Source organism: Mycobacterium sp. NGS39 (genome assembly GCF_059812765.1).
Map to the genome: position 1 here is coordinate 24,027 of NZ_JCALDH010000015.1, position 24,601 is coordinate 48,627.

Consider the following 24,601-nt stretch of genomic DNA (forward strand, 5'->3'; position numbering starts at 1 on the left):
CACTCGGTGGCGCCATCAGTTTTGACGTTGGAGTAAGCGGCGTCCTGTAGCGAACCCTGCTGAACGCCATGTCGAGCTTTTGGAAATGTCAGCGACTGCCGCTCCGGATCGCCGTCCTTGCGGCCTATAAATCCTGGCAGAGGGGTTGCGGGCACCGTGGCGCCATGGCGGCCGGGCACGGGCGCCGATAGCCTCCCGCTGATAGTTGGACAAGGGGTTCGAAGCCGGGGAGCAAAGCGTCGTGAACCCAGTTGCACGGGAATTCGTCGTGTCCCACGCGTTGCTCAAGCGGTGGAGCCGCCGTTATGTTCCTCCTGACAACGATGAGCGATAGTTAAGGACAGCCTGAGAGCAAATCTCATTTGAGTCTCATTTGGATGTCCGACGTCGTGGTGTCAGCGGTCTGATACACCACCAAACGACACTCGGTGGTCTACTTTGATCACCGGCGACATGGCTAGGGAGAACATGAAAGTTATCGGTCGAGTACTGGTGGCTCTGATCGCTGCCGTGGCGGCGCTGTTCGTGGGTGCGGGCACGTCGCATGCGGGGCTGGACAATGAGCTGAGCGTGGTCGACGGCAAAGGCCGCACGCTGGTGATTCAGCAGTGGGACACCTTCCTCAACGGCGTCTATCCGCTGGACCGCAACCGGCTGACCCGTGAGTGGTTCCATTCGGGGCGGGCGATCTATCACGTGACCGGCCCGGGCGCGGATGCGTTCAACGGCACCTTGGAGCTCGGTTACCAGATCGGGTTCCCCTGGTCGCTGGGCGTGGGCGTGAACTTCAGCTATACGACGCCGAACCTCAACCTGGACCAGACGGAGATCGCGCCCGTGCCGGCTCTGGTGGTCACCAGCCCGCCGCTGTTCCCCGGTGCGTCGATCAGCGCGGACCTGGGCAACGGCCCCGGTATCCAGGAGGTCGCGACGTTCTCGGTGGATGTCTCCGGGCCGGACGGCGGCGTGGCCGTGAGCAATGCACACGGCACGGTGACCGGTGCGGCCGGCGGTGTGCTGCTGCGCCCGTTCGCACGGCTCATCTCCAAGGACGGTGACAGCGTCACCACCTATGGCGAACCGTGGAACATGAACTGACGCCCTAGTCGCAGAGCAATCAGCCCCCGGCCAACCGGCCGGGGGCTGATTGCATACGTCGGGTGCTACGACCTGTCGGCGCTGGTCGTCTTCGCGGTGTCCGGGCTCGGGCCGGTACCGGGCCCTGACACCGACCCGTGGCGGCCGGTGCCCTGGCCGTTGGTCGCCAGAAGGTCGCGGATCTCGGTCAGGATCGACAACTCCGTGTCCTGGGCCTGCTCCACCTCACCGCGCTTGCGGAAGGTGTTGTACGGCAGGACCACCAGGAAGTATACCACCGCCGCGACGAGCACGAAGTTGATGGCCTGGGTGACCACTGCGCTGAAGTCGACGACCTGTCCACCGCCGATGTCGATCTGGAGGAACCCATATTGCTTGTTTCCGCCGGCACCCACGCGGTTGATCAGCGGCTGCAGAACCTTGGTGGTGAACGCGGTGACCAGGGCCGTGAACGCGGTGCCGATGACCACCGCTACCGACAGATCGACGATGTTGCCCCTGGCCAGAAACTCCTTGAAACCCTTGAGCATGCGGTTCTCCTGTCGTTCGGTGAGCGGGCGTGCACCGAACAGTAGCCTCAGTGGAACGTCAACGTGACGGTCTCGGTGAGGGCCACACCCGCGACGTGATGGGCGGTGGCGGCGGGCAGCGCGACCAGCACTACTCGGTCGTTGCCGGGTCCACGTTGTGAGGGTTTCGGGGAGACCAGCACCACCACGGCGTCGGTCGCCACCACGTGCGGCGCAGAAGCGGTGTCCGGTCCGGAGTTCGATGGTCCGGCCGCTAGTACGTCGACGACGTCGCCGGCCCGCAGGACGTCGAGCACTGCCGAGTCGGCTAGGTGCAGCGGCACGATGCGGGCATCGGGACCCGCGGCGGACGTCGCCAGCCGCGGTCCCAGCAGCCGCACGTCGGTGAGAACCTCGCCACGTCGGGCCGGCCCGGCAAGCGTCGCGCCTACGACGTCGTCGACGCCGGCTCGGGCGCCGTCGGGAACCGTTGTGGCCAAACGCTTTTCGACGCGCACGTCGTCAACTGTGAGCGCGAGCCCAGGCGCCAGGTCGCGAACCGCCACCACTGCGTCGACCCGGTCACCGTCGGGGTCGGACCGATACGCCGCGACCGCGGCAAGCACTACCAGTCCCGCCGCCGCGACCCGGCGCGCCGCGACGGTGCGCGACCAGTCCGGCCGGAGCATCCGCGAAAGACGATTCAGCGCAGACGGATTGAGCGATTCCCCCACGCCGTCACGCTAGGCGCGCAGCGGCGACTCCGGGGGAGGTACGTGACCGTCCTGTGGATAACGCGTCAACTTGCGACAGCAGCGGGCGCAGGAGAGGACTTGGCCTCGCCGTTGGACTTCGACGACGACGTCTCGCTCGACGTCGACGATTCCGAGTTGGACTTGCCGTTGGACGAGCCGTTTGATGCCGCCCGGCTGTCGGTGCGGTAGAAGCCGCTGCCTTTGAACACCACGCCGACCTTCCCGAACAACTTGCGCAGCCGGCCTGAGCACTTCGGGCACTCGGTCAGGGCATCGTCGGTGAACGCCTGCACCGCGTCGAACCTGTTGTCACACTCGGTGCACGCATACGAGTAGGTCGGCACAGGAACCTCCGTTAGATCAGCTTGCTAGCACTCTACCCATTCAAGTGCCAGCGGGCCACATGCATTCCCCGAAAACCAATCAGGTCAGCGAAATCAAGCCGAAGCCCGGCGTCAGCGCATGAGTCATCGGGATGTCGTGCGGCTCCACCGGCAGCTCGTCGACCAGCTCGTCGTCGCGCACCACGGCGATCAGCCGAGCCGCCGGATCGCGGAATCCCAGCGAGCGGTCGTAGAAGCCGGCGCCGCGACCCAGCCGAGCGCCGTGCCGGTCGACGGCCAGCGCGGGCACCAGTACAGTTCGCGCGCTGGCCAGCGCGGTCGGCGGAAGCCACGGCGGGGGCGGCTCGAGCAGGCCATAGGGCGCCGCGACCAGCGGGCCGGCCCGGTACCTCGACCACTGCAGTGGCAGCGGAATGCCGTCGGGGGATGCCCGCGCGATCGGCAACAGCACCGAACCGCAGATCGCGACCACGGCGTCGGCCAGACCGGGATAGCCGGGCTCGGTCGACAGTGGGGCGTAGGCGGCGACCACTTCGTCGGAGGCGAGAATGGTCTGCAAATGCCGAACGAGAGCCGCAGTTTCGGCGCTGCGCACCTGTTCGTCGACCGTTTGCCGTGCGGCAACGCGGTCGGCCCGGATACGGTCCTTTAGCGTGAGCGCCACTGCGCAACGATGACAGGGGGTTCCGTCTATATGCCAGAGGAGTCACAGGGCGCGGCGTTAGGGTGTGTGCGATGACGCGACCAGAAGTTTCGATACCGCGCACGGCGGTCGTGCCTGCGGCGGGTCTGGGCACGCGGTTCTTGCCGGCCACCAAGACCGTGCCCAAGGAGCTGCTGCCGGTCGTCGACACGCCCGGCATCGAACTGGTCGCGGCGGAGGCGGCGGAGGCCGGCGCCGAGCGGCTCGTCATCGTCACGTCTGAGGGCAAGGACAGCGTCGTCGCCCATTTCGTCCATGACTTGGTGCTAGAAGGCACGCTGGAAGCCCGCGGTAAGACCTCCATGCTGGCGAAGGTGCGGCGGGCGCCGGCCCTGATCAAGGTGGAGTCCGTGGTCCAGCACGAGCCGTTGGGCCTGGGACACGCAGTCAGCTGCGTCGAGCCGGTGCTGTCCGACGACGAGGACGCGATCTCAGTGCTTCTGCCTGACGACCTGGTGCTGCCCACCGGCGTGCTGGAAACCATGTCGAAGGTGCGCGCCGAACACGGCGGGTCGGTGCTGTGCGCAATCGAGGTGCCGGAGTCGGAGATCAGCGCCTACGGCGTGTTCGAGGTCGAAAAGCTTTCCGACGAAAACAACCCGAATGTATTACGCGTCAAGGGCATGGTCGAAAAGCCCGACCCCGAAGATGCGCCGTCGCCGTACGCGGCTGCCGGCCGGTACCTACTGGATCGCGCGATCTTCGACGCGCTGCGCCGCGTCCCCCGCGGCGCCGGCGGCGAGATCCAGTTGACCGACGCGATCGCGCTGTTAATCGACGAGGGCCATCCGGTGCACGTCGTGGTGCACCGCGGGTCCCGACACGACCTCGGAAATCCCGGCGGCTACCTCAAGGCTGCGGTTGACTTTGCGTTGGATCGTGACGACTATGGCCCGGATTTGCGGCGCTGGTTGGTAGCGCGGTTGGGTTTGGAGCAGTAACTGCCTGCCGGCCGCTCATCGGTCTACAGGAAGGCATGCTGTGCGTTCGGTTGAAGAGCAGCAGGCGCGGGTGATGGCCGCGGCGGTCGCGCCGCGGCCGGTGCGCGTAGCGATCGCCGAAGCACAGGGCCTGATGTGCGCCGAAGAGGTGGTGACCGAGCGGCCGCTGCCCGGATTCGACCAAGCCGCCATCGATGGGTACGCGGTGCGCAGTGTCGACGTGGCCGAGGCCGACGACTCCGGCGGCATCGAAGTGCGGCTGCCGGTGGTGGGCGAGATCGACGCGGGTGCACGGACGCCGAGCCGGTTGCAGCCCCGCCAGGCCGCCCGCGTGCAGACCGGTGCGCCGATGCCTACTCTCGCCGACGCGGTGTTGCCGCTGCGCTGGACCGACGGCGGCGAATCCAAGGTGCGGGTGTTGCGCGGTGTCCGCTCGGGTGCATATGTGCGGCGCGCGGGTGACGACGTGCAGCCGGGCGATGTCGCCGTGCGCGCAGGCGCGATCATCGGTGCGGCACAGGTGGGGTTGCTCGCAGCGGTGGGGCGGGAGCGGGTGCTGGTGCATCCGCGGCCGCGGCTGTCGGTGATGAGCGTGGGCAGCGAGCTCGTCGACATCGCCCGCACGCCCGGCAACGGCCAGGTCTACGACGTGAATTCGTATGCGTTGGCAGCAGCGGGGCGTGACGCGGGAGCGGAGGTGACACGCGTCGGAATCATCAGCAGCGACCCGAAAGAACTCCGCGAAGTCGTCGAGGGTCAGCTGAACCGGGCCGAGGTGGTGGTGATCGCCGGGGCGGTCGGCGGATCCGCTGCGGAAGCCGTGCGCTCGGCGCTGGCGCCGCTCGGCGAGATGGACATCACCCGTGTGGCGATGCATCCCGGCTCGGTGCAGGGCTTCGGACAGCTGGGCCCTGAGGGGGTGCCGACGTTTCTGCTGCCGGCCAACCCGGTCAGCGCGCTGGTGGTGTTCGAAGTCATGGTGCGGCCGCTGATCAGGATGTCGCTGGGCAAGCGGCAGCCAATGCGGCGGATCGTGGAAGCTCGTACGCTGGCGCCGATTTCGTCGGTGCGCGGTCGTCGTGGATATCTGCGCGGACAGCTGATGCGCGACCAGGACACCGACGAGTACCTCGTGCAGGTGCTGGGCGGTCCGGGGGCGTCGTCGCACTTGCTGGCGACGCTGGCGGAGGCGAACTGCCTGGTGATCGTCCCCGCGGAGGCCGAACACATTCCGACCGGCGAGATGGTCAGCGTTGCGTTCTTGGCGCAGCGCGGCTGAATCCTGTTCGCAGTGAGCATTTTTCGCAGTAGTGGCGTCCATCCGGGGTGGCCGGCAACCGTCGGACCGATCCGCGTTCCCGGCGGGTCGGTGCGGCTGCGTCCGGTCCGGATGCGTGACGCCCCTCAGTGGAGCCGGATCCGGCTGGCCGACCGTGCACACCTCGAGCCGTGGGAGCCGACGACGGACACGGATTGGGTTCGGCGGCAGACAGTTTCGTCGTGGCCGTCGGTGTGTTCGGGACTGCGGGGCGAAGCGCGCAAAGGCCGCATGCTGCCGTTCGCGATCGAACTCGACGGCGAGTTCTGCGGGCAGCTGACGGTGGGCAACGTGACGCATGGTGCCTTGCGCTCGGCGTGGATCGGCTATTGGGTGGCCAGCTCCGTCACCGGGCGTGGGGTGGCAACCGGGGCGCTGGCGCTGGGTCTGGACCATTGTTTTTCAGCGGTGCGGCTGCACCGGGTGGAGGCGACGGTGCGGCCGGAGAACGCGGCGAGCCGGCGGGTGCTCGCGAAGGTCGGCTTTCGGGAAGAGGGGCTGCTGCGGCGCTATCTCGACGTCGACGGAGCATGGCGCGACCACCTGCTGGTGGCGATCACGGTCGAAGAAGTACAGGGCTCGGTGGCGTCGACGCTGGTGCGGGCCGGCCAGGCACGCTGGTCCTAGCCGACGCTCTGTTACAGATGTGACAAATGTGCCTGTCGGTGCTTGCTTGAGTCGAATTACAGGTGTGTAATTGCGCAGGTCACGTGGCGCGAAAGGAGCAGGCACCATGCCAAGCGTCCCGCAATCACTTCTGTGGATTTCTCTGGTGGTGCTCTGGCTCTTCGTCTTGGTGCCGATGCTGATCAGCAAGCGCGAGGCGGTGCGGCGCACCAGTGACGTGGCGCTGGCCACCCGGGTGCTCAACAGCGGCGCGAGCGCCAGGCTCAAGAAGCGGGGCCCGGCCGACGGGCACCGCAGCGACCCGGATTGGCAGCCGGTCGACGAGGACGATGACTTCGACGACGACGAACCCGCGGACAAGGCCGTCGTACTGAAAGCGGCAGACGCGACCGCAGAGCCGGACATCATCGACGTCGACATCGTCGAAGAGGACTCGGGGGCCTTGCCGGTCGGCGCGAGCCAAGCCGAAGCCGAAGACACTGAGCCGGAGCCGGTCGCGGCTGATGACGCCGAGGAGTTGGCCGAGGCGCCCGACGACGGCACCTCCGACGAGTACGAATACGTCGAGGACACCTCCGGTCTGGAGTCAGAGGAGGACCCGCCGACCGCAGCGACGTCGGTGCCGCCGCGCCGGCGCTTGTACGAGTCGAAGACCGCCGCGGCGGTCAGCGCCCGCAAGTACCGGTTCCGCAAGCGCGTGCTGTCGGCGATGTCGCTGATTTTGGTGGCGACGACGATCGCGGCGGTCACGGTGTGGCCGTCGGGGTGGTGGGCCTGTGGCGCCGCGGGTGTGATCACGATCCTGTACCTGGCGTATCTGCGTCGGCAGACCCGCATCGAGGAGCAGGTGCGTCGCCGCCGGATGCAGCGGATGGCGCGGTCGCGGATCGGAGTGCCGAACACCGCCGACCCTGAGTACGACGTTCCGGCGCGCGTGCGCCAGCCCGGCGCCGCCGTGCTCGAAATCGACGACGAGGACCCGATTTTCGAGCACCTGGACTACGCGCCAGGTCCGATGGAGTACCACCTGCCCAAGGCCGCTGGCCAGTAGGTTTTCTGGCCTGGGCGCCTCGGCTGGTAACCTGCTAGCGACCAGGGGCTATGGCGCAGTTGGTAGCGCGACTCGTTCGCATCGAGTAGGTCAGGGGTTCGAATCCCCTTAGCTCCACCACATCTGCGCAGGTCAAAGCCTTCGTTGGGCATCAGCCTTCTGAGGCCGTCCGCGGATCGTCCGCAGCAGCTTCAATGGCCGAGTCGAGCCGATCCGCCACGCTGTGGCGAGAGGGTCCTATCTCCGGGCGTTCGTCGTGCTGGCAGCGATAAGCGCGTCGGCGAGCTGGTTGGCGGCGGCAGCGTCGAGGGGAGCGTGGTTCAACAGCAGCCGGTACCACAGGAACCCGTAGGCAAGGTCTTCCAGTGTTGCGAGGTCGGCGTTCGGAAGCAGCTCACCGCTGCGGCGTCCGCGATCGAGCAGAGTTCGTAACGGGGCGCGTCGGATGGCGGCGAAGTCAGGTGCGATGGCCGCGACGTCCGGATCTTGCTGGGACAAGGCCATGAATCCTCGCAGGATGTTGGCATTGGACCTGGCGTCGGCGAAGGCTGCGGTCAGGAACTGGATCAGGTCGTTGCGGAAGTTGCCGGTGTCGGGTATGTCGATGACTTCCTGCGCGCGTTCGGCCAGCGCCTCGGCGATCAATGGCCCCTTACGCGGCCACCAGCGGTAGATGGTCTGTCGACCGACGCCGGCTTCGGCAGCCGCGGCCTCTACCGTGACCCCCTTGCCACCCGTTTTCTGGATCAGGGTGATGACAGCCGACAGGATCGCTCGACGCGCTTCCTCGTTGCGACGCCGACCGCTGTGCTTCCGCGGTGCCCTATTCGCCACCTACTCAACGTTACCAGCTTGACAATACACATATGTCTCGACAACAGTTGACGAGACACTTATGCATTGACAAGGCGGTGGAGTTGACCGTTCAGTGGCCGAGGGAACTCGACGAGATCCTCTGCGGTGATCAGGTTGTCGCCCTTGCGTCGGTCACCCCGGCGCATGGCGTGGTCATCGCGCCGATGACGAATTTCGCTGTCCATGAGAGAGAATCGGGGGTCGTCCGCGTCAACAGCTCCATCGGCGCTCGAAAGAAAATCGAGCGTATTTTGGCCAATCCGAACGTGGCGCTGGCGTTTCACAGTCGTGCCTACAGCGATTCCACTCGGCCCGAATACGTCGTCGTTCAAGGCGCCGCTGAAGTGTGTGCACCAGTGCGTGATTTCCCGTCGACGATCGGTCAGCGTTGGGATGAAAAGGAGGGATCGCCCCCGGGTGGATTGTGGAACTGGTGGCTGCGGGCTTACCACACCCGGATACCTGTCGATATTGCGGTGCAGCGCATCATCGTGTGGCCCGACCTCGCCGCAGCTGGCCCGGTACGCGTCTACGGGCCACCGTTGCCGCCGCCTGCGCAACCGCATAAACCGCCCAGCGGAGGCACCGATCCCCGTGTCGACGTAAGTCGAGTCGCCAATCGTGCCACCCGGCTGGCCAATGTGATCCTCGGCTGGGTTGGAGATGACGGCTTGCCCATACTCGTGCCGGTGACGATCACCGGCAGCACCGCGGACGGCCTTCGACTCGCCACCTCCGCCCCGATACTGCCCACCGGTGGCCGCCGAGCCGGACTCACCGCACACACATTCAGCCGTCACGAACACGGCGAACAGCAGCGCATCCATACCGGCTGGTTGGATGTCGAACCAAGCTGCCGCACAGCCGTCTACCGCCCCCACACGGCTTACGGTTTTCAAATGCCGCCTTCGGCGACGCTGTATCGGCTCATCATCGGCTTCGCCGCCCGACGCGGCGCCAAGACCGATCGGTAACGACAACGTGGCGCATGCATCCGGTCAACTCGACGAGTTGATGTGTCTCAATGAATTGCGACGAAGAGATGAGTTTCTCTGCGCTATCGAAATGTCCAGAGCGTTTCGTCTCAAATACGCTTCGAAACCGTGGTCAGCATATTGACTGATTCTGAGACTGTGAGACAGAAGGTGTGTGGCAACTAACACCGCTCCCGCTCTTAGCGGAACTCAGCTTGGCGACGCCCGTGTGAGCACTCGTCACCAGTTGCTCGGCGCCACCGGCGCACCGATTCCTTGGAGATTCCTTCGAGATGCCGAGTTGGCTGGCCACAGACTTGGTCGCCTCAAACTCCGATACTTCCGAGGCTTCCATCATGGTGTCCGACAACCGCAATGCACTCCACTTGCTTTTGTACCGACGTCAAGCAGGCGATGTACTGCTCGCAAAGATCTGAGCCCGATGGGCCGCAACAGAGGCTGCCCACCGCTCTATGACGCGGAAATCTGGGGCCTCAGCACTCGTCTTCAGTAGCCGTCCCGTCCAGCTCTCGGAAGCGAAAACTCCCTCGGATACGCCGAATTCAGGTGCCACCAGGACTGGCACCTGAGCTGCTACCGCCATCCCTGTCTCGGTATGCAGCCAAGGGGAAGTCAAGGTTCCGGCCACGTCAGCCTCCTCCTTCGTGCCAAGTCGCCAGCCACCCGAGTGAATCGTCAATTGCCGGAATCCCAATACCAGCACGCCGTCACATGAACCGAAGAATCGCAGTAAGTCGGGCCAGGGATCGTCGCGGTAGGACTCTCGACGAAGTTGTTCGACCGAGAAGTCGAGAGTCGACAGATAGTCATGCCACCAGTCGCTGATCTTTTGCTGAAGTGAAGTCAGCCCCGACGGCTGGCAAAGGAAAACGATAGGACTCATCGGAGCTGCCCTAGGGCACCATTGCTCCTGGTACCCCTACCAGATCGTTGTCCAGCAGGTTCGCCACTTCTTCAGGGATACCTTGCGCACCCGCAAAATTCGCTCCCTCGATCTTCGCGCCGCTGAACTTGGAGCCTGTCAACTGTGCCTCACGAAAGTCAGCGTTCTGACAATTAGCTCCCTTCAGAACCGTACCCTCAAGGATCGCCCTATAGAACACGGTGTTTATTGCAGTCACATCTCTGAAAGATGCGCCGGTGCAATTGGATTCGAACAAGTCAGCACCGGAGAGATCTACGGCTCGCTTCTCATCAGGCTTCCTCCCGATGTAGGCGTTTTCGAGGTGGCAGTTCTGCAAATCCGCTCCCACCAAGTCATTCGCGTAATGCAGGCCGTCCGCTAGCACTTTCCTGATGCGAGGTGATTTCTCGGCTCGCAGCATGCCAGCGATCACCTCTATTGCCTCTTTGATGTATGGCGTTCCCGCCGCTCCTTGTTCTGTATGTTCGTCGAAGAACCGTCGCAGCAAAACCGCTCCGGTCATCCGCACCGTTTCGTTGTCGGATGCGATTCTGTCTACAGTAAGGGCAAATGACGCCCCCACTGCAGCACGAACGTCTCTCCTGCTTCGGTAATTGAAGTACTTCAGGATTCCAAGGAGAGCGGCAAGGGTAGCTCCTACGACAGCGATTGCTCCCTGAGCGGCTTGCCACATCGAAGCCCCTTTCTGTGGAAGCGCACCACAAGCTGCAAAATAGCGGCTGTATTTCGGTTCGCGGTGATGGCGCGCCGTCGCAGAAGGCCAGACGGCGCCGTAAGCGCTCTGCGTGCGTGCAATCGCAAGCCGGACAACGGCAAGATAAATGCTGCGGAGCGCGGTTTTTCGCTAGGCCTGCACGCGCACGGTCTCGCCGTCGCGGATCGCTGACATGCGTTTCGCGGAGCACCACTGTGTCGCCCTTGATACTCGCCGAGTTCTGGCTGATCAGCGTTTAGATGTCGCCGGCACCGAAGGCTTGACGAGGTGACTTGCCCGTAGAGCACCGTCGGTGCGGCCGGCAAACCCCTTCGGTGACCACGCCGATCTGACTGCGCTGGGCTCGACTGCATCGCGATCATCGGTGGCAAACGCCTGTCGGCTCGGAGGATCGCGAGGGACCTTGGTCCCTACGACCTTGAGTACTTGTGTAGTTACGAGCCGAGCAAGCGAATTTTAGGTTTGGTGTCGGGTAGGCAAACCGTCAAAGCGGTGATCCGTCTACCGCAGCTAACTAAATTTCTGACGTGAGCGTTAATACGCCCCGTCTTGCATTGACAGAGAGCTTCGCATGACGCACTTCATCAGCCCGGCCCCCGCACCGCCCGGCGAGTGGGTGTCGAGGGCACGATGCCGATCGACCGATCCGGACGAACTCTTCGTCCGCGGAGCCGCCCAGCGCAAAGCCGCCCAGACGATCTGCCGGCACTGTCCCGTCATCGTCGAATGCGCCGCGGAAGCACTTGACAACGAGATGGAGTTCGGCGTGTGGGGCGGCATGACCGAGCGCCAGCGCAGGGCGCTGCTCAAGCAGCATCCCGAGGTGCAGTCATGGGCCGATTTCTTCGCCGCGCAGCGCAGGCGTAGCACCGGCAAATTGGCGTAGGCCGGTCGTCAGGTGACCGGCACGTCCAGGATCGGCCGCTCGACGTATGCGCCCGGCCCATCGAAGTGCCACCACTCGCCCGAGTACACCGCCAAGCCTCCGGCCTCCATCGCCGCCCGAAGTCGCACCCGATTCGCCTGCTGTGCAGTCGTCACCCCCTGCGTCGCGAAGGCCGTTGCGCGCGAAGAAAAGTCGTCGAAGTCGGTGCCCATGTCGACACCGTCGATGGTCACATCCACCGACCGCCCGGCTTCGTGGCTGCGAGCGTACGGGCCCGGTCGCGCCACCCAGGCCGGATTCGGCACGGCCGCCCACATCCGCACTTGCACGTCATGCGGCCGGTAACAGTCCCAGAACCGCAACACTTCTGGACGCAATCGCTCCGCGGCGGCTGCCAAGCCACGGGCCATCGATTCGTGCACCAGGCAGCGCGCGTCGGCGGGATACATTGGGACGCCGACGAAGTTGTCGGGCGTGGCATAGCGCAGATCGATGACGGCATCCGGCACGACGGTGCGCACGTCGACCAATCCCGCCGCGCGGGCCGCGTCGCTGACCGGCGCCAGACCTGCGATGGGCGACGTGGTCGTCGTGGCGACGGGGACGACGTCCGGTACATCCTGCGGCGGCGTCGCGCGGGGTGCGCTGCAGCCAGCGCCGACCGCAACGACGACAACAGCCACACCCAGGCGCACCGACCGCATCACTGCATTGTGCCGCCGCGATTCCTCACTCAGCCTCCGCCCGGGCACTCAACAGATTCTCACCAGATTCTTGGGAGAATGCCGTCTTGCCTCCAAGGTTTTGACAAGGCCCGGCACGCAGGATGACTCTGCCCTGCTCTCTCGCCAAACTCTTGGAGCGCTCATGAGCACCGAACCAGGCGGCACCGAGCCGATCGAACGCTATCTGCGGACCCGCAAGCTGCGGTACTTCCGCGGTCGCCACGACGCCGAATACTTCTTCGTCTTGACGGTCCGCCACGGGCGCTTCCATGTCCACTTCGAGGTGCCGCCGGGGCGCCCTGAGGTCGTCGAGATTCGAATCGCGCCGGCCTACTATTTTCCCGCTGCCGACCGTGACCGGCTGGAGGAGTTCGCGCGCCATTGGAATGCCGAACAGCGGCGGCCCCAAGCAGTGGTCCACGAATCGTCGGACCCCAACCGGCTCGGCGTCGTCGCGGAGGACTCCTGTTCCGCTTCACTTGGTGCCGACGAATTCCTGAGCTTCGCCGACCGCACTATCCGCTCCGCCGTCACGCTGTTCGCGGAGTTCGCGCCGCCGGTGTTGCTCGACGCCAGCTGATGTCGTTGTCCTATAACAACATTCGCTCGAAGGACGACGCTTCCGCCTAACATCGCTAAAATAGCGGGACACCGCATCCGCCGGACGGTGGGCGAGTGAGGGGAGCGAATGCGCATCATCGACGCCGACGGCCACGTTGCCGAGGGCGCTTCGCTTGCGGTGGAAGCCCTGCAGCGCTGGCCTGACCTCGTCAAGCCGCGCCCCGACGGCCGCGGGCTGGTGATCGAAGGCCGCAACTACCCCGAAGACAGCGGGCCAGGAGCAGGTTGTCCGACCGAGCATGGGCGCAGCGCGGCTCCCGGTATCAACTGCAGGTCCGCCGAGGGTGTACTCGGTGACGCGGACCGCGACCAGATCGACACGATGGTGTTGTATCCGAGCCTGGGTCTGTGCACACCTACCCTCGAAAATCCGGAATTCGCAGCAGGATTCGCTCGCCTGTACAACCAGTGGATTGCCGACTACTGCGCATCGTCAGGTGGCCGGCTGCGTGGCGTGGCTGTCACGCCGATCGAACACGGCGACGTCGCAATCGACGTCATGCGAGAGGCGAAGGACCTCGGCCTGGTGGCCACCCACATTCCGCCCGCACTCAAGACACGCAATCTGGACCATCCCGACCTCGACCCGTTCTACGCCGCCGCCGTCGACCTCGACATGCCGTTGGGCATCCATGGCGCACCCGGCATCCATCTGCCGAAGATCGGCGTGGACCGATTCACCAACTACATTCATGTGCACTGCATCAGCTTTCCGTTCGACCAAATGACCGCGATGACGGCACTGGTGTCCGGCGGAGTTTTCGACCGGCATCCGGCGCTTCGCGTGGCGTTTCTGGAAGCCGGCGCCGGCTGGGTGCCGTTCTTCGTCGACCGGCTGCACGAGCACTTCGAGAAGCGCGGCGATTGGATCGACGGTGGCTGGCAGCGCGACCCACACGACTATCTGGCCGCCGGGAACATCTGGACAACCTGTGAGCCCGAGGAACCGATCCTGCCCGGAGTGGTCGACGTACTCGGCGACGACTTCATCATGTTCGCCAGCGACTATCCGCACTGGGACGGTGAGTGGCCGGAAAGCACCAAGCCGCTGCGGACCCGTGCAGACATCGGTGAGGACACCCGCGCGAAGATCGCCGCCGGTAACGCGCAGCGGTTCTACGGCCTTACGTAGGCGGCCGCTGCCGAAACGTTACGGGAAGCTTCGTCGGCGAGCGGAACGGCATACCGGTGATCTTCGTGTCCTCGTCGGGCACCAGTTCGAGGTTGGTGACGCGATCGAAGAGGCTGTTGAGCATCGCGCTGGTCTCCACGCGCGCCAGATGCATGCCCAAGCACATGTGAATGCCACCAGCGAATGCGATGTGCGGCAATCTTTTTCGGTGGATGTCGAAGACGTCCGCGTGTTCCCATCGGGTTTCGTCGCGGTTCGCCGAGCCGGTGCACAGGTTGACTGCGGCGCCGGCCGGAATCGTCACACCATGCATCTCGACATCGCGGGTGGTGGTGCGCGGCACGCTGATCAGCGGGGTCTCGTAGCGCAAACCCTCCTCGATCGCGGCAGGAATCAGCGACCGGTCGGTTTGCACCGCATGGAGCTGCTCGGGGTGCGTCAGCAGGAGATAGAGAAGATTGCCCGACGAGCGGTAGGTGGTTTCCAGCCCGGCGGGCAGCAGGAGCCGCAGAAACGAAATGATCGCCTCGTCAGTGAGCTTTTCTCCGTCGATCTCGGCGGCCACCAAGTCTCCGATGACGTCGTCGGTCATCGTCTTTCGCCGCTGCTCCACCTGTTCCAGGAAGTAGTCGTGCAACTTGACCGATGCTATGAGGCCCGCTTCGATGTCCTGCGCGATCGAGATCAAGTCGAACGACAGCCGGCGGAACATGTCGAGGTCCTCGCGCGGCAAGCCCAGCAGCGCCGCGGTGACGCGCGTCGGGAACTCGAACGTGACCGACGCGACGAGGTCCGCGGTGCCGCGGTTCTTGATCTCGTCGACGAGCTCGTTGCAGATCGGGTCGATGACGGCGGGTTCCCAGCGCTCGAGCGCACTGGCCCGGAACGCCTTGGCGACCAGACTGCGATGGTCGTGATGCTGCTTTCCGTGCATGGCCAAGATCGTCGGCCCGATCACCAGCCCGATGGTCTGGTCGTAGCCGTGTGAGCTGAAGACCTCGTCGTCACGGAATGCGCGAAAGACACTGTCGTAGTCGAACAGCGTCCACTCTTCGTCGGGAATCAGTTCGGGGGGCGCCTTCGAATGATCCATCACGGTTCCGCGCCACACCGGTTCGGTCTTGCGCTTGTGCTCGAAGAACGGGTACGGATCGCCCGAGGGGTCCAGCGTGATCGCATCGGTGCTGACCGTCACCGCACCTCCCTGCAGAGCCTCCGTCGCCCTATCTTTACTATTTTAATGAAACGGGGTCAAGGCGCTGCGCCGTTTATGGGGCCAGGCGGTCCAGACGGTAATGGCCGCGGGAAAGTGCGAGAACGGGCCACGCGGAATACCGTTTCGGCGGCTGCCGCGGAGGCACCCTCAGCTGCGGCGGGCGCGGCGCTCCACCTCGAGCGGCACCACCGGCTCGCGAGCCGACGGCCCACGCGTGACGGCGTGCAGCCGGATCTCCGGCACGTCGACCGAGGGGTCCATGGTGTCCAGCCACGCCACCGCCTCGGCCACATCGGCCGCCCGAATCGCATACATCTCGAACGGCACGTCCTGCAGCATGTCGGTCTCCACAGGGCCGGGGGTGACGACGTGGACGTTGATGCCGTCGCGGTCGACCTCCAGCGCGAGCGCGCGTGCGAACGCGTTCACCCCGGCCTTCGACGCGGAGTACGCCGTTCGCGCCCGCATGGGCTCGTGCGCGGCCGACGACGAGATGAATACAAACCTCGACCCGGCCGTCATGTTCTGTAAGGCCGCAGAGGTGACCACGAAGCACGAGTCGAGATTGGCCGCCATCGTCGCACGCCACTGCTCGAAAGTCTGCTTGCGCGCGTAGGTTCCGCCCAGTACCCCTGCCGCATGCACGAGCAGGTCGATGCGCCCGGTCGCCGATACCGCCGGCTCGAACAGTTCCGGACGTGACGCATCGGCGACCACGTACCGCGCGCCCATTTCGTCGGCGGCGGCGCGCAGCGGTTCTTCACGGCGAGCCGTCAACACCACGTCGTAGCCGAGCATCGAAAGCTTGCGCCCGCACGCCTTGCCGATGCCGCCACTGCCGCCGGTGATCAATGCTGTTCGCACGCCGCGCCTCTCAGCGCCGACGCGGCGTCATCGCCTGCGGCGACAGCGCGACGATCCGCTGGTTGGGATCGGCCGCCAAGAAGTAGGTCCGGGTGTCGGCCAGGTGTCGGGCAGCCAGCCGGCGGGCACGCTCGTCGTCGCCGGCCTCGATCGCGTCGGTCATCTTGTGGTGCACCCGCAAAGCGACGCGCCGCTTGCTCATCGACGGGTACTCGCCGCGGGCCGCGGTCTCGTCGGCCCACTGCTGAAGGTGGCTGCTCCACAACGTCTCGAGACTGCCCACCACCGCGATCATGGTGTGGTTCCCGCAGCCGCGCACAACCTCGTCGTGGAATTGATTGCCGAACTCGGTGAACCGTGCGCCTTCGTCGATGTATTGCGCCATCGCGTCGTTGATCTCCCGCAGCCGCGGCACCAGCTTGTCGCCGCGGTCGGGCCGCCGGGCCGCCAACGCCGCGCAGATCGGTTCGAGTTCCTGCAGCGCGGTGCCGAGATCACCCAGCGGCACGTAATCGCTTTGCAGCAGCAGGCCAAGCATGTAGGCGGCGCTCGCCTTGGCCGGTGCATGCACCACGGCGCCTCCGCGATTGCCCCGGCGCACTGACACCAAGCCTTCGGTTTCCAGGATTCGCAACGCTTCCCGCAACGACACCAAGCTGACGTTGAACTGCTCGACCAGTACTTCCTGGCGGGGCAGGAGGTCACCGTCGACGAGTTCGCCGTCGATGATCTGTCTGCGCAGTTCGTCGGCGACGATCTCGGCGGTCCGCCGCGCCGACAGCCGACGGCGGGCTTCCAGGCCAATTCCACGCGTAGTCATTGCCTTTCATGCTAACAGTCGCCCATTGCGCCAAAGTAGCTAAGATAGCTGTTCGTGGCTCGCACCCCGCTGACGGATCTGCGCGTGGTCGAGGTCAGCGACCGGATCGCCGGCGACTACTGCGGCAAGATCCTGGTCGACGCCGGCGCCGACGTGGTCAAGGTCGAACCGCCTCAGGGCAGTCCATTGCGTCGCTACACGGTTACCGGCGCCACGCCGGCGCCGGGCGCAGACGCCCCGCTGTTCAGCTATCTCAACGCCGGAAAGCGAAGTACTGCAACGCTTTCCGACGACCTCGTGACGCGGGCCGACGTCGTCGTCGTCACGGGGACCCGCGCGGCGGCCGCCCGAGCCGGCATCGATCCGCAGCGGCTGCTCGAGTCCGCCCCGGGATGCATCGTCGTCACGATCTCCGACTTCGGCTGGACCGGGCCGTGGGCGCAGCGCACTGCGACCGAGTTCACGCTGCAGGCCTGGTCGGGCTGCACCGGATTCCGCGGCGATCCCGACGGGCCGCCGATTTCGATCGGCGGAGAACTGGGGGAATACATGGCGGGCGTGTTCGCCGCATTCGGTGCGCTCGCGGTGCGGCGGCGCGTGCGCCGCGGCGGACCGGGCGAGCATCTGGACCTTTCGGTGCTGGAAGCCACGACGTTGATGCAGAGCTGCGAGTGGCTGCACGCGCAGCTCATGGGTGTGCCGCCGATCCGCCGCTCCCTCGAGGTGCCGTCGATCGAGCAGGCGAAGGACGGTTACGTCGGCTTCACCATGGTCACCGGCCAGCAGTGGCTCGACTTCGCGGCGATGGTCGATTGTCCCGAACTCGCCGAAAAACCGGAGCTGCGTTTTCAATTGGGCCGCTGGGCACATCGCGACTGGATCCGCGAGTGCATCGGCGGGTGGCTGCGTGAGCGCACCGTCGCGGAAATTGTCGAACTCGGGCAGCTCTTCCGGTTGCCCGTGGCGCCGCTGGGCAACGGCGCCACGATCCCCGACATGGAGTACATGCGCGCACGGGGAGTGTTCATTCCTCATCCGGCCGGATTTCACCAGCCACGCGCCCCATGGTTGATGTCCGGCGTGACACCGGCGCCCGTGCGTGCGGCTCCTGCCTCTGGCGGTGACGAAATCGCTTGGCGGCCAAGGCCGCAGCGCACCCGCGAAGCCGCAGGCTTGCCGCTCGACGGCGTTCGGATCGTCGACCTGACCGCGTTCTGGGCCGGCCCGTCGGCGACCCATGCGCTCGCCGCGTTCGGCGCCGACGTCATCAAGGTGGAATCGATCCAACGCCCCGACGGGATCCGGTACTCCGGCGGAATGCGCACCGACGTCGACGACTGGTGGGAATACGGCTGGTTGTTCCAGGGCGTGAACACCAACAAACGGTCGGTGACGCTGAATCTTCAATCGCCGGAAGGCCTTCGGCTGTTCAAGACGCTGGTAGCACAGGCTGATGCGGTGATCGAGAACTTCTCGCCGCGAGTGCTGGATCAGTTCGGCCTGGGCGGTGACGCGCTGCTGACACTGAACCCTCGGCTGGTGCTGGTCCGGATGCCTGCGTTCGGATTGGACGGCCCGTGGCGGGACCGGGTGGGATTTGCGCCGACGATGGAACAGATCGCGGGTCTGGCGTGGGTCACCGGCATGCCCGACGGGCCGCCCGTCGCGCCCCGCGGTGCGTGCGATCCGCTGGCGGGCGTGCATGCCGCGGTCGCTCTGCTCGCGGCGCTGGAGTACGCCGACGACACGGGCCGCGGCCAGCTTGTCGAGTTGCCGATGATCGAAACCGTGCTCAACGTCACCGCTGCCCAACCGATCGAGTACGAGGTCTACGGAATCATATTGCAGCGCAACGGCAATCGCGGCCATCCCAGCGTGATGCAGAACCTCTATCGCTGCGCTGGCGACGACGACTGGATTGCGGTGACCATCGGCGACGACGCCGAGGAGCAGGCGCTGCTGCGAGTGATGGGCCGGGGCGCGCCTCCCGACGACGAGGCGCTGGCCGAGTGGTTCTCCATGCAGCATCTCGACGACGTCGTCGAACGCCTGGCACAAGCGGGGGTGCCCGCGGCGGCCGTGGTGTCGCCGTCGGCGGTGACCGAAAACCCGCAACTTCGCGACCGGGGTTTCTTCGAAGCGCTCGAACACCCCCGCACCGGGCCCGGCTGGTATCCATGCCCGCCGTTCGCGCGGCTGGCGGGAATGCAGCGGTGGCTGACCCGCCCGGCGCCCACCTTGGGCCAGCACAACCGAGAAGTCCTGACGCACATGTGCGGGTTGACCGACGCCGATCTCGATGAGCTGTCCGCGAACGCGGTGATCGGCACCCGCCCCAAAGGCCTCTGACCCCGCGAGCAGTCGCACAATCGCATTACCGGCCCGCCATTTATGCGATTTCGCGTCTGCTCACCGGCGAGGACGTGGGTAACCTGGTCACGCCGATGTCTCGAGCGAACGGGAGGTGTGGCTGTGGCGAGCCGACGGGCCGACCCGCGACCGGCACTGTCGCGCGCGCGCCTGCTCGACGCCGCGACGTCGCTCCTGAGCGCCGGCGGCCCCAGCGCCGTCACCGTCGATGCCGTCACCCGCGCCGCCAACGTCGCCCGCGCCACCCTGTACCGCCACTTTCCCAGCGGCAACGACCTGCTCGCCGCAGCGTTCCACTCGTTGATCCCGCCCGCCCCGACGCCCCCAGCGGAGGGATCGCTGTCCGAGCGGCTGACCACGCTCGTGCAGGCGTGGGCGGAGTCGATGGCCGAGGCCCCCGCGGCGCTGTCGGCGATCTCGTGGTTGTCCTTGGGCGGCGGCATCGACCAGCTGCCCAGCGAACGCGCCCGCGTCGCCCGCGACAGCGTCGAGATCCGGACATTGCGCGAGCGGATCGCCCAGCAGTACTCCGCGCCGTTCGACGCGATCTTCGACAGCCCGCAAGCCAAGGCGGAGCTGGGCGAAGTGAACCGCGAGCAGGCGATCGCACTGCTGCTCGGGCCGATTCTGCTGGGCAAGCTCAGCAAGCTCGCCGACTTCGACTACCGCGAATGCGCGCGGGCGGCGGTCGCAGGGTTTCTGGCCACCCACGCCAAGACAGCGGGTGGCTCAGCGGCGAGTGAGCGAGATCGGCATCTCGTCGAAGATGTACATGTTGGTGACCAGGCTCGGGTAGGCGACCTTCGCTGACCCCAGCGTGATGTGGTCGGCGCCAAGCAGCAATTCGTCGAACACCGCGCGGATTTCGGCGCGAGCCAGCATCGCACCCAAGCAATGGTGCGGGCCGCCGCCGCCGAACGCGACATGCGGGTTGGGATCGCGACCGATGTCGAAACTGAACGGGTCGACGAACACGTCCTCGTCGCGGTTCGCCGACCGCAGCATCGACACCACGCGATCGCCCTTCGGGATGGTGTGCCCGTCCATCTCGACGTCGACCTTGGCTGTGCGCGTCCAGTACGTGACCGGCGTGGCCCACCGCAGCACCTCTTCGACTGCGGAGGTCCGAACTGCCTCGTCGTCGCGGTACCGCTCGATCTGCTTCGGGTTGGCGACGAACGCTTGCAGCCCGGCGGCCAACGCGTTCTTCGTGGTGTCGCTGCCGGCGAAGGCCAGCACGAAAAAGAAGATCTCCAACTCGTCGGCGGGCAGAGACAGCTGCTCGCCGTCCTCACCGGTGATCACCGCCGACGCGAGCGTGCTCCAGATGTCGTCGGCGGGATTGCGTCGCTTCTCGGCCGTCAGCTCCAGCGCGTACGAGAAGATCGTCGCGTAAAGACCCGCCTCCTCTTCTTCAGACAGCCGGGCCTGCGGCGAGCGCGCTTTGAGGATCCGGTCGAAGCACTCGAAGATGCGGGGGCGGTCGGCCTCCGGCATGCCGATGATGTCGCCGATCACCGTCATCGGCAGCAGGTCGGCGACGTCGCCTATCCAGTCGCCGCCGCCGTTGGCCAGCAGTGTGCCGACCATCGCCGCGGCCCGCTGCCGGATGCCGTCCTCCAGCTTGGCGATCGCGCGCGGGGTGAACGCGCTGGCAATCACGCGACGCCGCTTGGTCACCTCGGGCGGATCCATGTTGATCAAGGTCGGGTACGACGAGAACGTGTCCATGGCCTGGATCAGTGGCCCGTCGACCGCGGTGAACGAGTCGGCGTCGCGGTGGATGCGCACGGCGTGGTGGTGTTTGGTGGTCATCCAGAAGTCGCGGCCCACCACCTTCGCGACACCAGGGGTGAGCTCGTGGTGAAAGATCGGCCGGTCGCGCCGCAACGCGGCGAACAGCTCATCAGGAAAACCGTTGCGCCACAACCCAAAATCCGACAAGTCGGGATTTCGGTGCGCAAACGTGCGCTGAGCGACGGTTTGCGCACCGAAATCGCGAGCTTGACCCATATCCTTAAAATACTAAAGATAGGGCTGTGCCGGAACGGAGGACGCAGTGACCACGATGGATCCGTCGGAACTCGAGTTCGGCCCCAGCGGTATCGGCCTGTCTCCGTATCGGTTTCCGACGGGGTGGTTCGTCGTGGCGTTCGCGTCCGACGTGGCCGCCGGCCAGGTGAAGCGCGCCCACTACTTCGGCGAAGAGCTGGTGATTTTCCGGACCGCCTCTGGTCAGGTCAACGTCCTCGACGCGTACTGCCAGCACCTCGGCGCGAACATGGGCGTCGGCGGCACCGTGGAGGGCGAGCACATCGTCTGCCCATGGCACGGCTGGCACTGGACAGGAGACGGGGCCAACGCGCTCATCCCGTACAGCAAGATCGGCTGCAAGAACAACGTCCGCATCCGCAGCTATCCGAGCATGGAGTGGTACGGCTTCATCCTGGTCTGGCACGAGCGCCACGGCCGCGCACCGTATTGGCAGCCGCCGGTGCTGCCTGAGCTCGAGACCGGCGAGTATTACCCGCTGCATCCGCACAGCCGCATGGTCAACCGGGTCAAAGTGCATCCGCAGATGATCATCGAGAACGCCGCCGATCCCTACCACGTGCAGTACGTGCACAAGGCGGCAAATCCCGCGAACACCGCCTCCTTCGAGGTGAGCGGCTATCACCTGCACGCGACCGTGAACGCGAATTTCGGTGGGGGACGGGCGAAGACGTGGCTGACGCCCGACGGGCCGGTCGACGCGAAGATCATCTACGACAACTACTCGCTGGGCCTGGGCATCGTCCGGTTCCCGTCGGACCTCGTCCCGACGGTCCAAGTGACCGGGCAGACGCCGGTGGACGAGGACTACACCGACTACTTCTACACCCAGGCCTCGGTGCGAGAACCCGGCGACGACGGCGACAAGCCCACCGGACGGGCCGCGAAGTTCCTGCAACTGCAGCAGGAAGTTATCAAGCAGGACTTCTTCACGTGGGAGAACATGAAATACCTGGAGAAGCCGAACCTGGCGCCGGAAGAGGCCCGCGACTACGCCGCCCTGCGCCGATGGGCGCACCGCTTCTATCCCGGACCGCAGCCGTCGCCGGAAGATTTCGGCTACACCGCTGACGGCACCCCCGACCCGGCGGCGGCCGGCGGGTAATGCCGGAGCCCCGTCCGTCGGTGACATCGCTGCTCGACGCCCGAGCCGACAAGTGCGGCGATCGAGTGATGATGTCGATCGCCGGCACGGCGGTGACGTACGCACAGATGCGCGAAATGTCCTGCGCTGCCGCCAATCTGCTCACCGAACACGGTGTGCGGCGCGGCGACACGGTGGCATTGTTCACCGGCACGTGCCCGGAGTGGGTGTACTTCTGGCTGGGCGCAGCCCGGATCGGCGCGGTGATCGCAGCCGTCAATGCCGCCAACAAGGGGGAGTTCCTGTCCCATGCGCTGCGGCTGTCCAAAGCCAAAGTGGTGATCACTGACACCGAGCGGCTCGAACGACTGGACGATATCAAGTGGCGGTGCTCTGTTCTCGTGCAGGGTGATTCGCTCACCGCGCTGCTGTGTGCCCGGGCGAATCAGCCTGAGGGCACGCCCGCCGCACTCGACGACTTGGGTGCTCTGTTTTTCACCTCAGGCACTACCGGGCCGTCGAAGGCGGTGGCCACAACCTGGCGGTATCTGCTGACTGTCGCCGCCACCGTCGCGTCGGCGTGGGAGTTGCGCGAGGGTGAAGTGCTGTGGACCGCGATGCCGCTGTTTCACCTCAGTGCAGCACCGACCGTGCTGGCGCCGATGCTCGTCGGTGGCACAAGCGTGGTCGCGGCCGCCTTCCATCCCGCTCAGGTCTGGGACGACGTACGGGCCTGCGGCGCAGTGGGTTTCGCCGGGGCGGGCGCGATGGTATCGATGCTGTGGAACCAGCCGCCCGACCCCCGCGACGCCCAGCTCGGCTTGCGGTTCATCTCAGCTGCGCCGATAGCGGCCGACCTGTACCGCGCGATCGAGGACCGCTACAACTGCCGCGTAGTGACGATGTACGGCCTCACCGAGGCGTTTCCGCTGGCGGTCAAGGCGGTGTCCGACGAGGGTGTGCCCGGGACGTCGGGCACGGTGAACCCGGCATTCGATGTGCGCATTGTCGACGACCACGGGACACCGGTGCCCACTGGCAGCACTGGGGAGATCGTTTGCCGCCCGAAGCATCCGCACGTGATGAGCCAGGGATACGTGTCCTCTGGCAAAGCTTTCCGGGTACGCCCGCATCCGGAGTGGTTTCACACCGGCGACCTGGGCAGGCTGGACGACGCCGGCAATCTGACCTATGTCGACCGCGTGAAGGACTGCCTGCGCCGCCGCGGTGAGAACGTGTCGTCGGTGGAGATCGAGACGACGGTGATGCGCCACCCCGCTGTGTCGGAGGCCGCGGTGGTAGGCGTTGCGAGCGAGTTGGGCGAAGACGACATCCTCGTCGTCGTCACGCAGGCACCCGGCGCAAAGGTGAGTCCCGTTGAGCTACTTGACTTTTGCTCCCAACGAATGCCGTACTTCTGCGTGCCGCGATACGTCGACGTGGTCGAAGAGATACCGAAGACCGTGATCGGCCGTGTCCGCAAAGACGTGCTGCGCGAGAGAGGTGTGCGAGCCACGACGTGGGACCGCGAGGCGCACGGCTACACACTCAGTCACCGATAGTGGGAGAGAGATGACGCTGACGTATCAACAGCAGTACGTGCTCGACGGGCTGGCTGCCCGGGCGGCCATTCTCAACCTGAACGCCCGGCACAACCGGCTGTACTCGGCGGGAGACCTCGCCGGCTGGGTGACGACGTTTCGCCATTCGGGTGCCACGTATGTCCGTTCGGGAGAGACGTTCAGTGATCTGGCGGGAGCATTCGACGGCGGCAATGGGCAACGATTGACAACCGTCGACCACGACATCGCCGTCGACGGCGTGGACGCGACACAGCGCTGTGTCGCGTTACTGTTCCGGGGCGCTGCGCTGCGCGCTACCGGAACCTTTTGCGATCGGCTGGTTTACGAGCGCGGAGGGTGGTACTTCACGTCCCGTGACCTCGAATGGGACACCGCGTGACCATCGAGATCAGCTACGAGTTCGCGTTCGGTA

26 protein-coding genes and 1 tRNA gene are annotated in these 24,601 nt (G+C 65.7%); 15 read left to right on the forward strand and 12 right to left on the reverse strand.

The window, feature by feature from the left end; all coding sequences use genetic code 11:
- Positions 1-468: 468 nt before the first annotated feature.
- Positions 469-1,098, forward strand: a complete 630-nt coding sequence (mspA, locus tag AC5Y39_RS19060; protein ID WP_500019401.1) for a porin MspA — start codon at positions 469-471, stop codon at positions 1,096-1,098.
- A gap of 65 nt (positions 1,099-1,163) precedes the next feature.
- On the opposite strand, the gene mscL is transcribed toward mspA, so the two are convergent.
- The 4 genes from mscL to AC5Y39_RS19080 form a co-directional block, all read right to left on the reverse strand.
- Positions 1,164-1,628, reverse strand: a complete 465-nt coding sequence (gene mscL / locus AC5Y39_RS19065) for a large-conductance mechanosensitive channel protein MscL (RefSeq protein WP_500019399.1) — start codon at positions 1,626-1,628, stop codon at positions 1,164-1,166.
- Between the two features lie 47 nt (positions 1,629-1,675).
- Complete coding sequence (locus tag AC5Y39_RS19070; RefSeq protein WP_500019532.1) at positions 1,676-2,296, reverse strand: SAF domain-containing protein; 621 nt, start codon at positions 2,294-2,296, stop codon at positions 1,676-1,678.
- 110 nt (positions 2,297-2,406) lie between these two features.
- The gene (locus AC5Y39_RS19075; RefSeq protein ID WP_500019397.1) at positions 2,407-2,706 is read right to left on the reverse strand and encodes an FmdB family zinc ribbon protein; all 300 of its coding nucleotides are present in this window, start codon (positions 2,704-2,706) and stop codon (positions 2,407-2,409) included.
- A gap of 79 nt (positions 2,707-2,785) precedes the next feature.
- Positions 2,786-3,370 carry a 5-formyltetrahydrofolate cyclo-ligase gene (locus AC5Y39_RS19080; RefSeq protein ID WP_500019395.1) on the reverse strand — a complete coding sequence of 195 codons (585 nt, stop codon included), beginning with the start codon at positions 3,368-3,370 and terminating at the stop codon, positions 2,786-2,788.
- Between the two features lie 71 nt (positions 3,371-3,441).
- Here AC5Y39_RS19080 and AC5Y39_RS19085 point away from each other — a divergent pair, with 71 nt between their 5' ends.
- The 5 genes from AC5Y39_RS19085 (at position 3,442) to AC5Y39_RS19105 (ending at position 7,466) form a co-directional block, all read left to right on the forward strand.
- A complete protein-coding gene (locus tag AC5Y39_RS19085) occupies positions 3,442-4,350 on the forward strand; it encodes a UTP--glucose-1-phosphate uridylyltransferase (protein WP_500019393.1) in 909 nt (302 codons plus the stop codon).
- Positions 4,351-4,390: 40 nt separating this feature from the next.
- A complete protein-coding gene (gene glp, locus AC5Y39_RS19090) occupies positions 4,391-5,629 on the forward strand; it encodes a molybdotransferase-like divisome protein Glp (protein WP_500019391.1) in 1,239 nt (412 codons plus the stop codon).
- Positions 5,630-5,641: 12 nt separating this feature from the next.
- Positions 5,642-6,295 (forward strand): GNAT family N-acetyltransferase, encoded by a 654-nt coding sequence (locus tag AC5Y39_RS19095; protein ID WP_500019389.1) that lies wholly within the window; start codon positions 5,642-5,644, stop codon positions 6,293-6,295.
- Between the two features lie 106 nt (positions 6,296-6,401).
- Positions 6,402-7,346, forward strand: a complete 945-nt coding sequence (gene sepX, locus AC5Y39_RS19100) for a divisome protein SepX/GlpR (protein ID WP_500019387.1) — start codon at positions 6,402-6,404, stop codon at positions 7,344-7,346.
- A gap of 44 nt (positions 7,347-7,390) precedes the next feature.
- Positions 7,391-7,466 (forward strand) — tRNA-Ala (locus AC5Y39_RS19105).
- A gap of 117 nt (positions 7,467-7,583) precedes the next feature.
- Here AC5Y39_RS19105 and AC5Y39_RS19110 read toward each other — a convergent pair.
- The gene (locus tag AC5Y39_RS19110; RefSeq protein WP_500019385.1) at positions 7,584-8,180 is read right to left on the reverse strand and encodes a TetR-like C-terminal domain-containing protein; all 597 of its coding nucleotides are present in this window, start codon (positions 8,178-8,180) and stop codon (positions 7,584-7,586) included.
- On the opposite strand from AC5Y39_RS19110, the gene AC5Y39_RS19115 reads away from it, so the two are divergent.
- Complete coding sequence (locus AC5Y39_RS19115; protein ID WP_500019383.1) at positions 8,165-9,175, forward strand: pyridoxamine 5'-phosphate oxidase family protein; 1,011 nt, start codon at positions 8,165-8,167, stop codon at positions 9,173-9,175. The genes AC5Y39_RS19110 and AC5Y39_RS19115 overlap by 16 nt on opposite strands.
- Before the next feature lie 403 nt (positions 9,176-9,578).
- On the opposite strand, the gene AC5Y39_RS19120 is transcribed toward AC5Y39_RS19115, so the two are convergent.
- Together AC5Y39_RS19120 and AC5Y39_RS19125 are read right to left on the reverse strand one after the other, a co-directional pair.
- The gene (locus tag AC5Y39_RS19120; protein ID WP_500019381.1) at positions 9,579-10,079 is read right to left on the reverse strand and encodes a hypothetical protein; all 501 of its coding nucleotides are present in this window, start codon (positions 10,077-10,079) and stop codon (positions 9,579-9,581) included.
- Between the two features lie 10 nt (positions 10,080-10,089).
- Positions 10,090-10,794: a pentapeptide repeat-containing protein gene (locus AC5Y39_RS19125; RefSeq protein ID WP_500019379.1), complete on the reverse strand. Its 705-nt coding sequence runs from the start codon at positions 10,792-10,794 to the stop codon at positions 10,090-10,092.
- Positions 10,795-11,407: 613 nt separating this feature from the next.
- Here AC5Y39_RS19125 and AC5Y39_RS19130 point away from each other — a divergent pair.
- Complete coding sequence (locus tag AC5Y39_RS19130; protein WP_500019377.1) at positions 11,408-11,722, forward strand: WhiB family transcriptional regulator; 315 nt, start codon at positions 11,408-11,410, stop codon at positions 11,720-11,722.
- 8 nt (positions 11,723-11,730) lie between these two features.
- Here AC5Y39_RS19130 and AC5Y39_RS19135 read toward each other — a convergent pair whose 3' ends face one another.
- On the reverse strand, positions 11,731-12,426 hold the full coding sequence (locus AC5Y39_RS19135) for a M15 family metallopeptidase (protein WP_500019375.1): 696 nt from the start codon (positions 12,424-12,426) through the stop codon (positions 11,731-11,733).
- A 163-nt stretch (positions 12,427-12,589) separates the two neighbouring features.
- Here AC5Y39_RS19135 and AC5Y39_RS19140 point away from each other — a divergent pair, with 163 nt between their 5' ends.
- Complete coding sequence (locus tag AC5Y39_RS19140; protein ID WP_500019373.1) at positions 12,590-13,027, forward strand: type III secretion system chaperone family protein; 438 nt, start codon at positions 12,590-12,592, stop codon at positions 13,025-13,027.
- Positions 13,028-13,135: 108 nt separating this feature from the next.
- Positions 13,136-14,200, forward strand: coding sequence for an amidohydrolase family protein (locus AC5Y39_RS19145; RefSeq protein WP_500019371.1), 1,065 nt, complete (start codon positions 13,136-13,138; stop codon positions 14,198-14,200).
- Here AC5Y39_RS19145 and AC5Y39_RS19150 read toward each other — a convergent pair.
- The 3 genes from AC5Y39_RS19150 to AC5Y39_RS19160 all read right to left on the reverse strand — a co-directional run bounded on the left by AC5Y39_RS19150 (position 14,193) and on the right by AC5Y39_RS19160 (position 17,100).
- Entirely contained in the window at positions 14,193-15,395 is a 1,203-nt protein-coding gene (locus AC5Y39_RS19150; protein ID WP_500019369.1) for a cytochrome P450, read from the reverse strand. The two genes, AC5Y39_RS19145 and AC5Y39_RS19150, sit on opposite strands and share 8 nt — an antisense overlap.
- Before the next feature lie 168 nt (positions 15,396-15,563).
- Positions 15,564-16,280, reverse strand: a complete 717-nt coding sequence (locus AC5Y39_RS19155; RefSeq protein ID WP_500048271.1) for an SDR family oxidoreductase — start codon at positions 16,278-16,280, stop codon at positions 15,564-15,566.
- Between the two features lie 10 nt (positions 16,281-16,290).
- Positions 16,291-17,100 carry a FadR/GntR family transcriptional regulator gene (locus tag AC5Y39_RS19160; RefSeq protein ID WP_500019367.1) on the reverse strand — a complete coding sequence of 270 codons (810 nt, stop codon included), beginning with the start codon at positions 17,098-17,100 and terminating at the stop codon, positions 16,291-16,293.
- 54 nt (positions 17,101-17,154) lie between these two features.
- On the opposite strand from AC5Y39_RS19160, the gene AC5Y39_RS19165 reads away from it, so the two are divergent.
- Together AC5Y39_RS19165 and AC5Y39_RS19170 are read left to right on the forward strand one after the other, a co-directional pair.
- Entirely contained in the window at positions 17,155-19,449 is a 2,295-nt protein-coding gene (locus tag AC5Y39_RS19165; protein ID WP_500019365.1) for a CaiB/BaiF CoA-transferase family protein, read from the forward strand.
- A 123-nt stretch (positions 19,450-19,572) separates the two neighbouring features.
- Positions 19,573-20,280, forward strand: coding sequence for a TetR/AcrR family transcriptional regulator (locus AC5Y39_RS19170; RefSeq protein ID WP_500019363.1), 708 nt, complete (start codon positions 19,573-19,575; stop codon positions 20,278-20,280).
- On the opposite strand, the gene AC5Y39_RS19175 is transcribed toward AC5Y39_RS19170, so the two are convergent.
- Complete coding sequence (locus AC5Y39_RS19175; RefSeq protein ID WP_500019361.1) at positions 20,200-21,483, reverse strand: cytochrome P450; 1,284 nt, start codon at positions 21,481-21,483, stop codon at positions 20,200-20,202. The two genes, AC5Y39_RS19170 and AC5Y39_RS19175, sit on opposite strands and share 81 nt — an antisense overlap.
- A 55-nt stretch (positions 21,484-21,538) precedes the next feature.
- On the opposite strand from AC5Y39_RS19175, the gene AC5Y39_RS19180 reads away from it, so the two are divergent.
- The 3 genes from AC5Y39_RS19180 to AC5Y39_RS19190 are packed head-to-tail and all read left to right on the forward strand — an operon-like array spanning position 21,539 to position 24,568.
- Positions 21,539-22,627 (forward strand): Rieske 2Fe-2S domain-containing protein, encoded by a 1,089-nt coding sequence (locus AC5Y39_RS19180; RefSeq protein WP_500019530.1) that lies wholly within the window; start codon positions 21,539-21,541, stop codon positions 22,625-22,627.
- Positions 22,627-24,168, forward strand: a complete 1,542-nt coding sequence (locus AC5Y39_RS19185) for an AMP-binding protein (protein WP_500019359.1) — start codon at positions 22,627-22,629, stop codon at positions 24,166-24,168. The genes AC5Y39_RS19180 and AC5Y39_RS19185 overlap by 1 nt, the downstream gene beginning before the upstream one ends.
- Before the next feature lie 10 nt (positions 24,169-24,178).
- Positions 24,179-24,568, forward strand: coding sequence for a nuclear transport factor 2 family protein (locus AC5Y39_RS19190; protein ID WP_500019357.1), 390 nt, complete (start codon positions 24,179-24,181; stop codon positions 24,566-24,568).
- The last annotated feature ends 33 nt before the right edge of the window (positions 24,569-24,601 follow it).

What these genes read in the sequence shown, in the direction of transcription:
- mscL (WP_500019399.1), bottom strand. Translation starts at nt 1,628, where the DNA reads ATGCTCAAGGGTTTCAAGGAGTTTCTGGCCAGGGGCAACATCGTCGAT.
- AC5Y39_RS19125 (WP_500019379.1), bottom strand. Translation starts at nt 10,794, where the DNA reads ATGTGGCAAGCCGCTCAGGGAGCAATCGCTGTCGTAGGAGCTACCCTT.
- AC5Y39_RS19160 (WP_500019367.1), bottom strand. Translation starts at nt 17,100, where the DNA reads ATGACTACGCGTGGAATTGGCCTGGAAGCCCGCCGTCGGCTGTCGGCG.
- AC5Y39_RS19070 (WP_500019532.1), bottom strand. Translation starts at nt 2,296, where the DNA reads ATGCTCCGGCCGGACTGGTCGCGCACCGTCGCGGCGCGCCGGGTCGCG.
- sepX (WP_500019387.1), top strand. Translation starts at nt 6,402, where the DNA reads ATGCCAAGCGTCCCGCAATCACTTCTGTGGATTTCTCTGGTGGTGCTC.
- AC5Y39_RS19130 (WP_500019377.1), top strand. Translation starts at nt 11,408, where the DNA reads ATGACGCACTTCATCAGCCCGGCCCCCGCACCGCCCGGCGAGTGGGTG.
- AC5Y39_RS19190 (WP_500019357.1), top strand. Translation starts at nt 24,179, where the DNA reads ATGACGCTGACGTATCAACAGCAGTACGTGCTCGACGGGCTGGCTGCC.
- AC5Y39_RS19085 (WP_500019393.1), top strand. Translation starts at nt 3,442, where the DNA reads ATGACGCGACCAGAAGTTTCGATACCGCGCACGGCGGTCGTGCCTGCG.
- AC5Y39_RS19185 (WP_500019359.1), top strand. Translation starts at nt 22,627, where the DNA reads ATGCCGGAGCCCCGTCCGTCGGTGACATCGCTGCTCGACGCCCGAGCC.
- AC5Y39_RS19140 (WP_500019373.1), top strand. Translation starts at nt 12,590, where the DNA reads ATGAGCACCGAACCAGGCGGCACCGAGCCGATCGAACGCTATCTGCGG.
- AC5Y39_RS19135 (WP_500019375.1), bottom strand. Translation starts at nt 12,426, where the DNA reads ATGCGGTCGGTGCGCCTGGGTGTGGCTGTTGTCGTCGTTGCGGTCGGC.
- mspA (WP_500019401.1), top strand. Translation starts at nt 469, where the DNA reads ATGAAAGTTATCGGTCGAGTACTGGTGGCTCTGATCGCTGCCGTGGCG.
- AC5Y39_RS19180 (WP_500019530.1), top strand. Translation starts at nt 21,539, where the DNA reads ATGGATCCGTCGGAACTCGAGTTCGGCCCCAGCGGTATCGGCCTGTCT.
- AC5Y39_RS19120 (WP_500019381.1), bottom strand. Translation starts at nt 10,079, where the DNA reads ATGAGTCCTATCGTTTTCCTTTGCCAGCCGTCGGGGCTGACTTCACTT.
- AC5Y39_RS19175 (WP_500019361.1), bottom strand. Translation starts at nt 21,483, where the DNA reads ATGGGTCAAGCTCGCGATTTCGGTGCGCAAACCGTCGCTCAGCGCACG.
- AC5Y39_RS19145 (WP_500019371.1), top strand. Translation starts at nt 13,136, where the DNA reads ATGCGCATCATCGACGCCGACGGCCACGTTGCCGAGGGCGCTTCGCTT.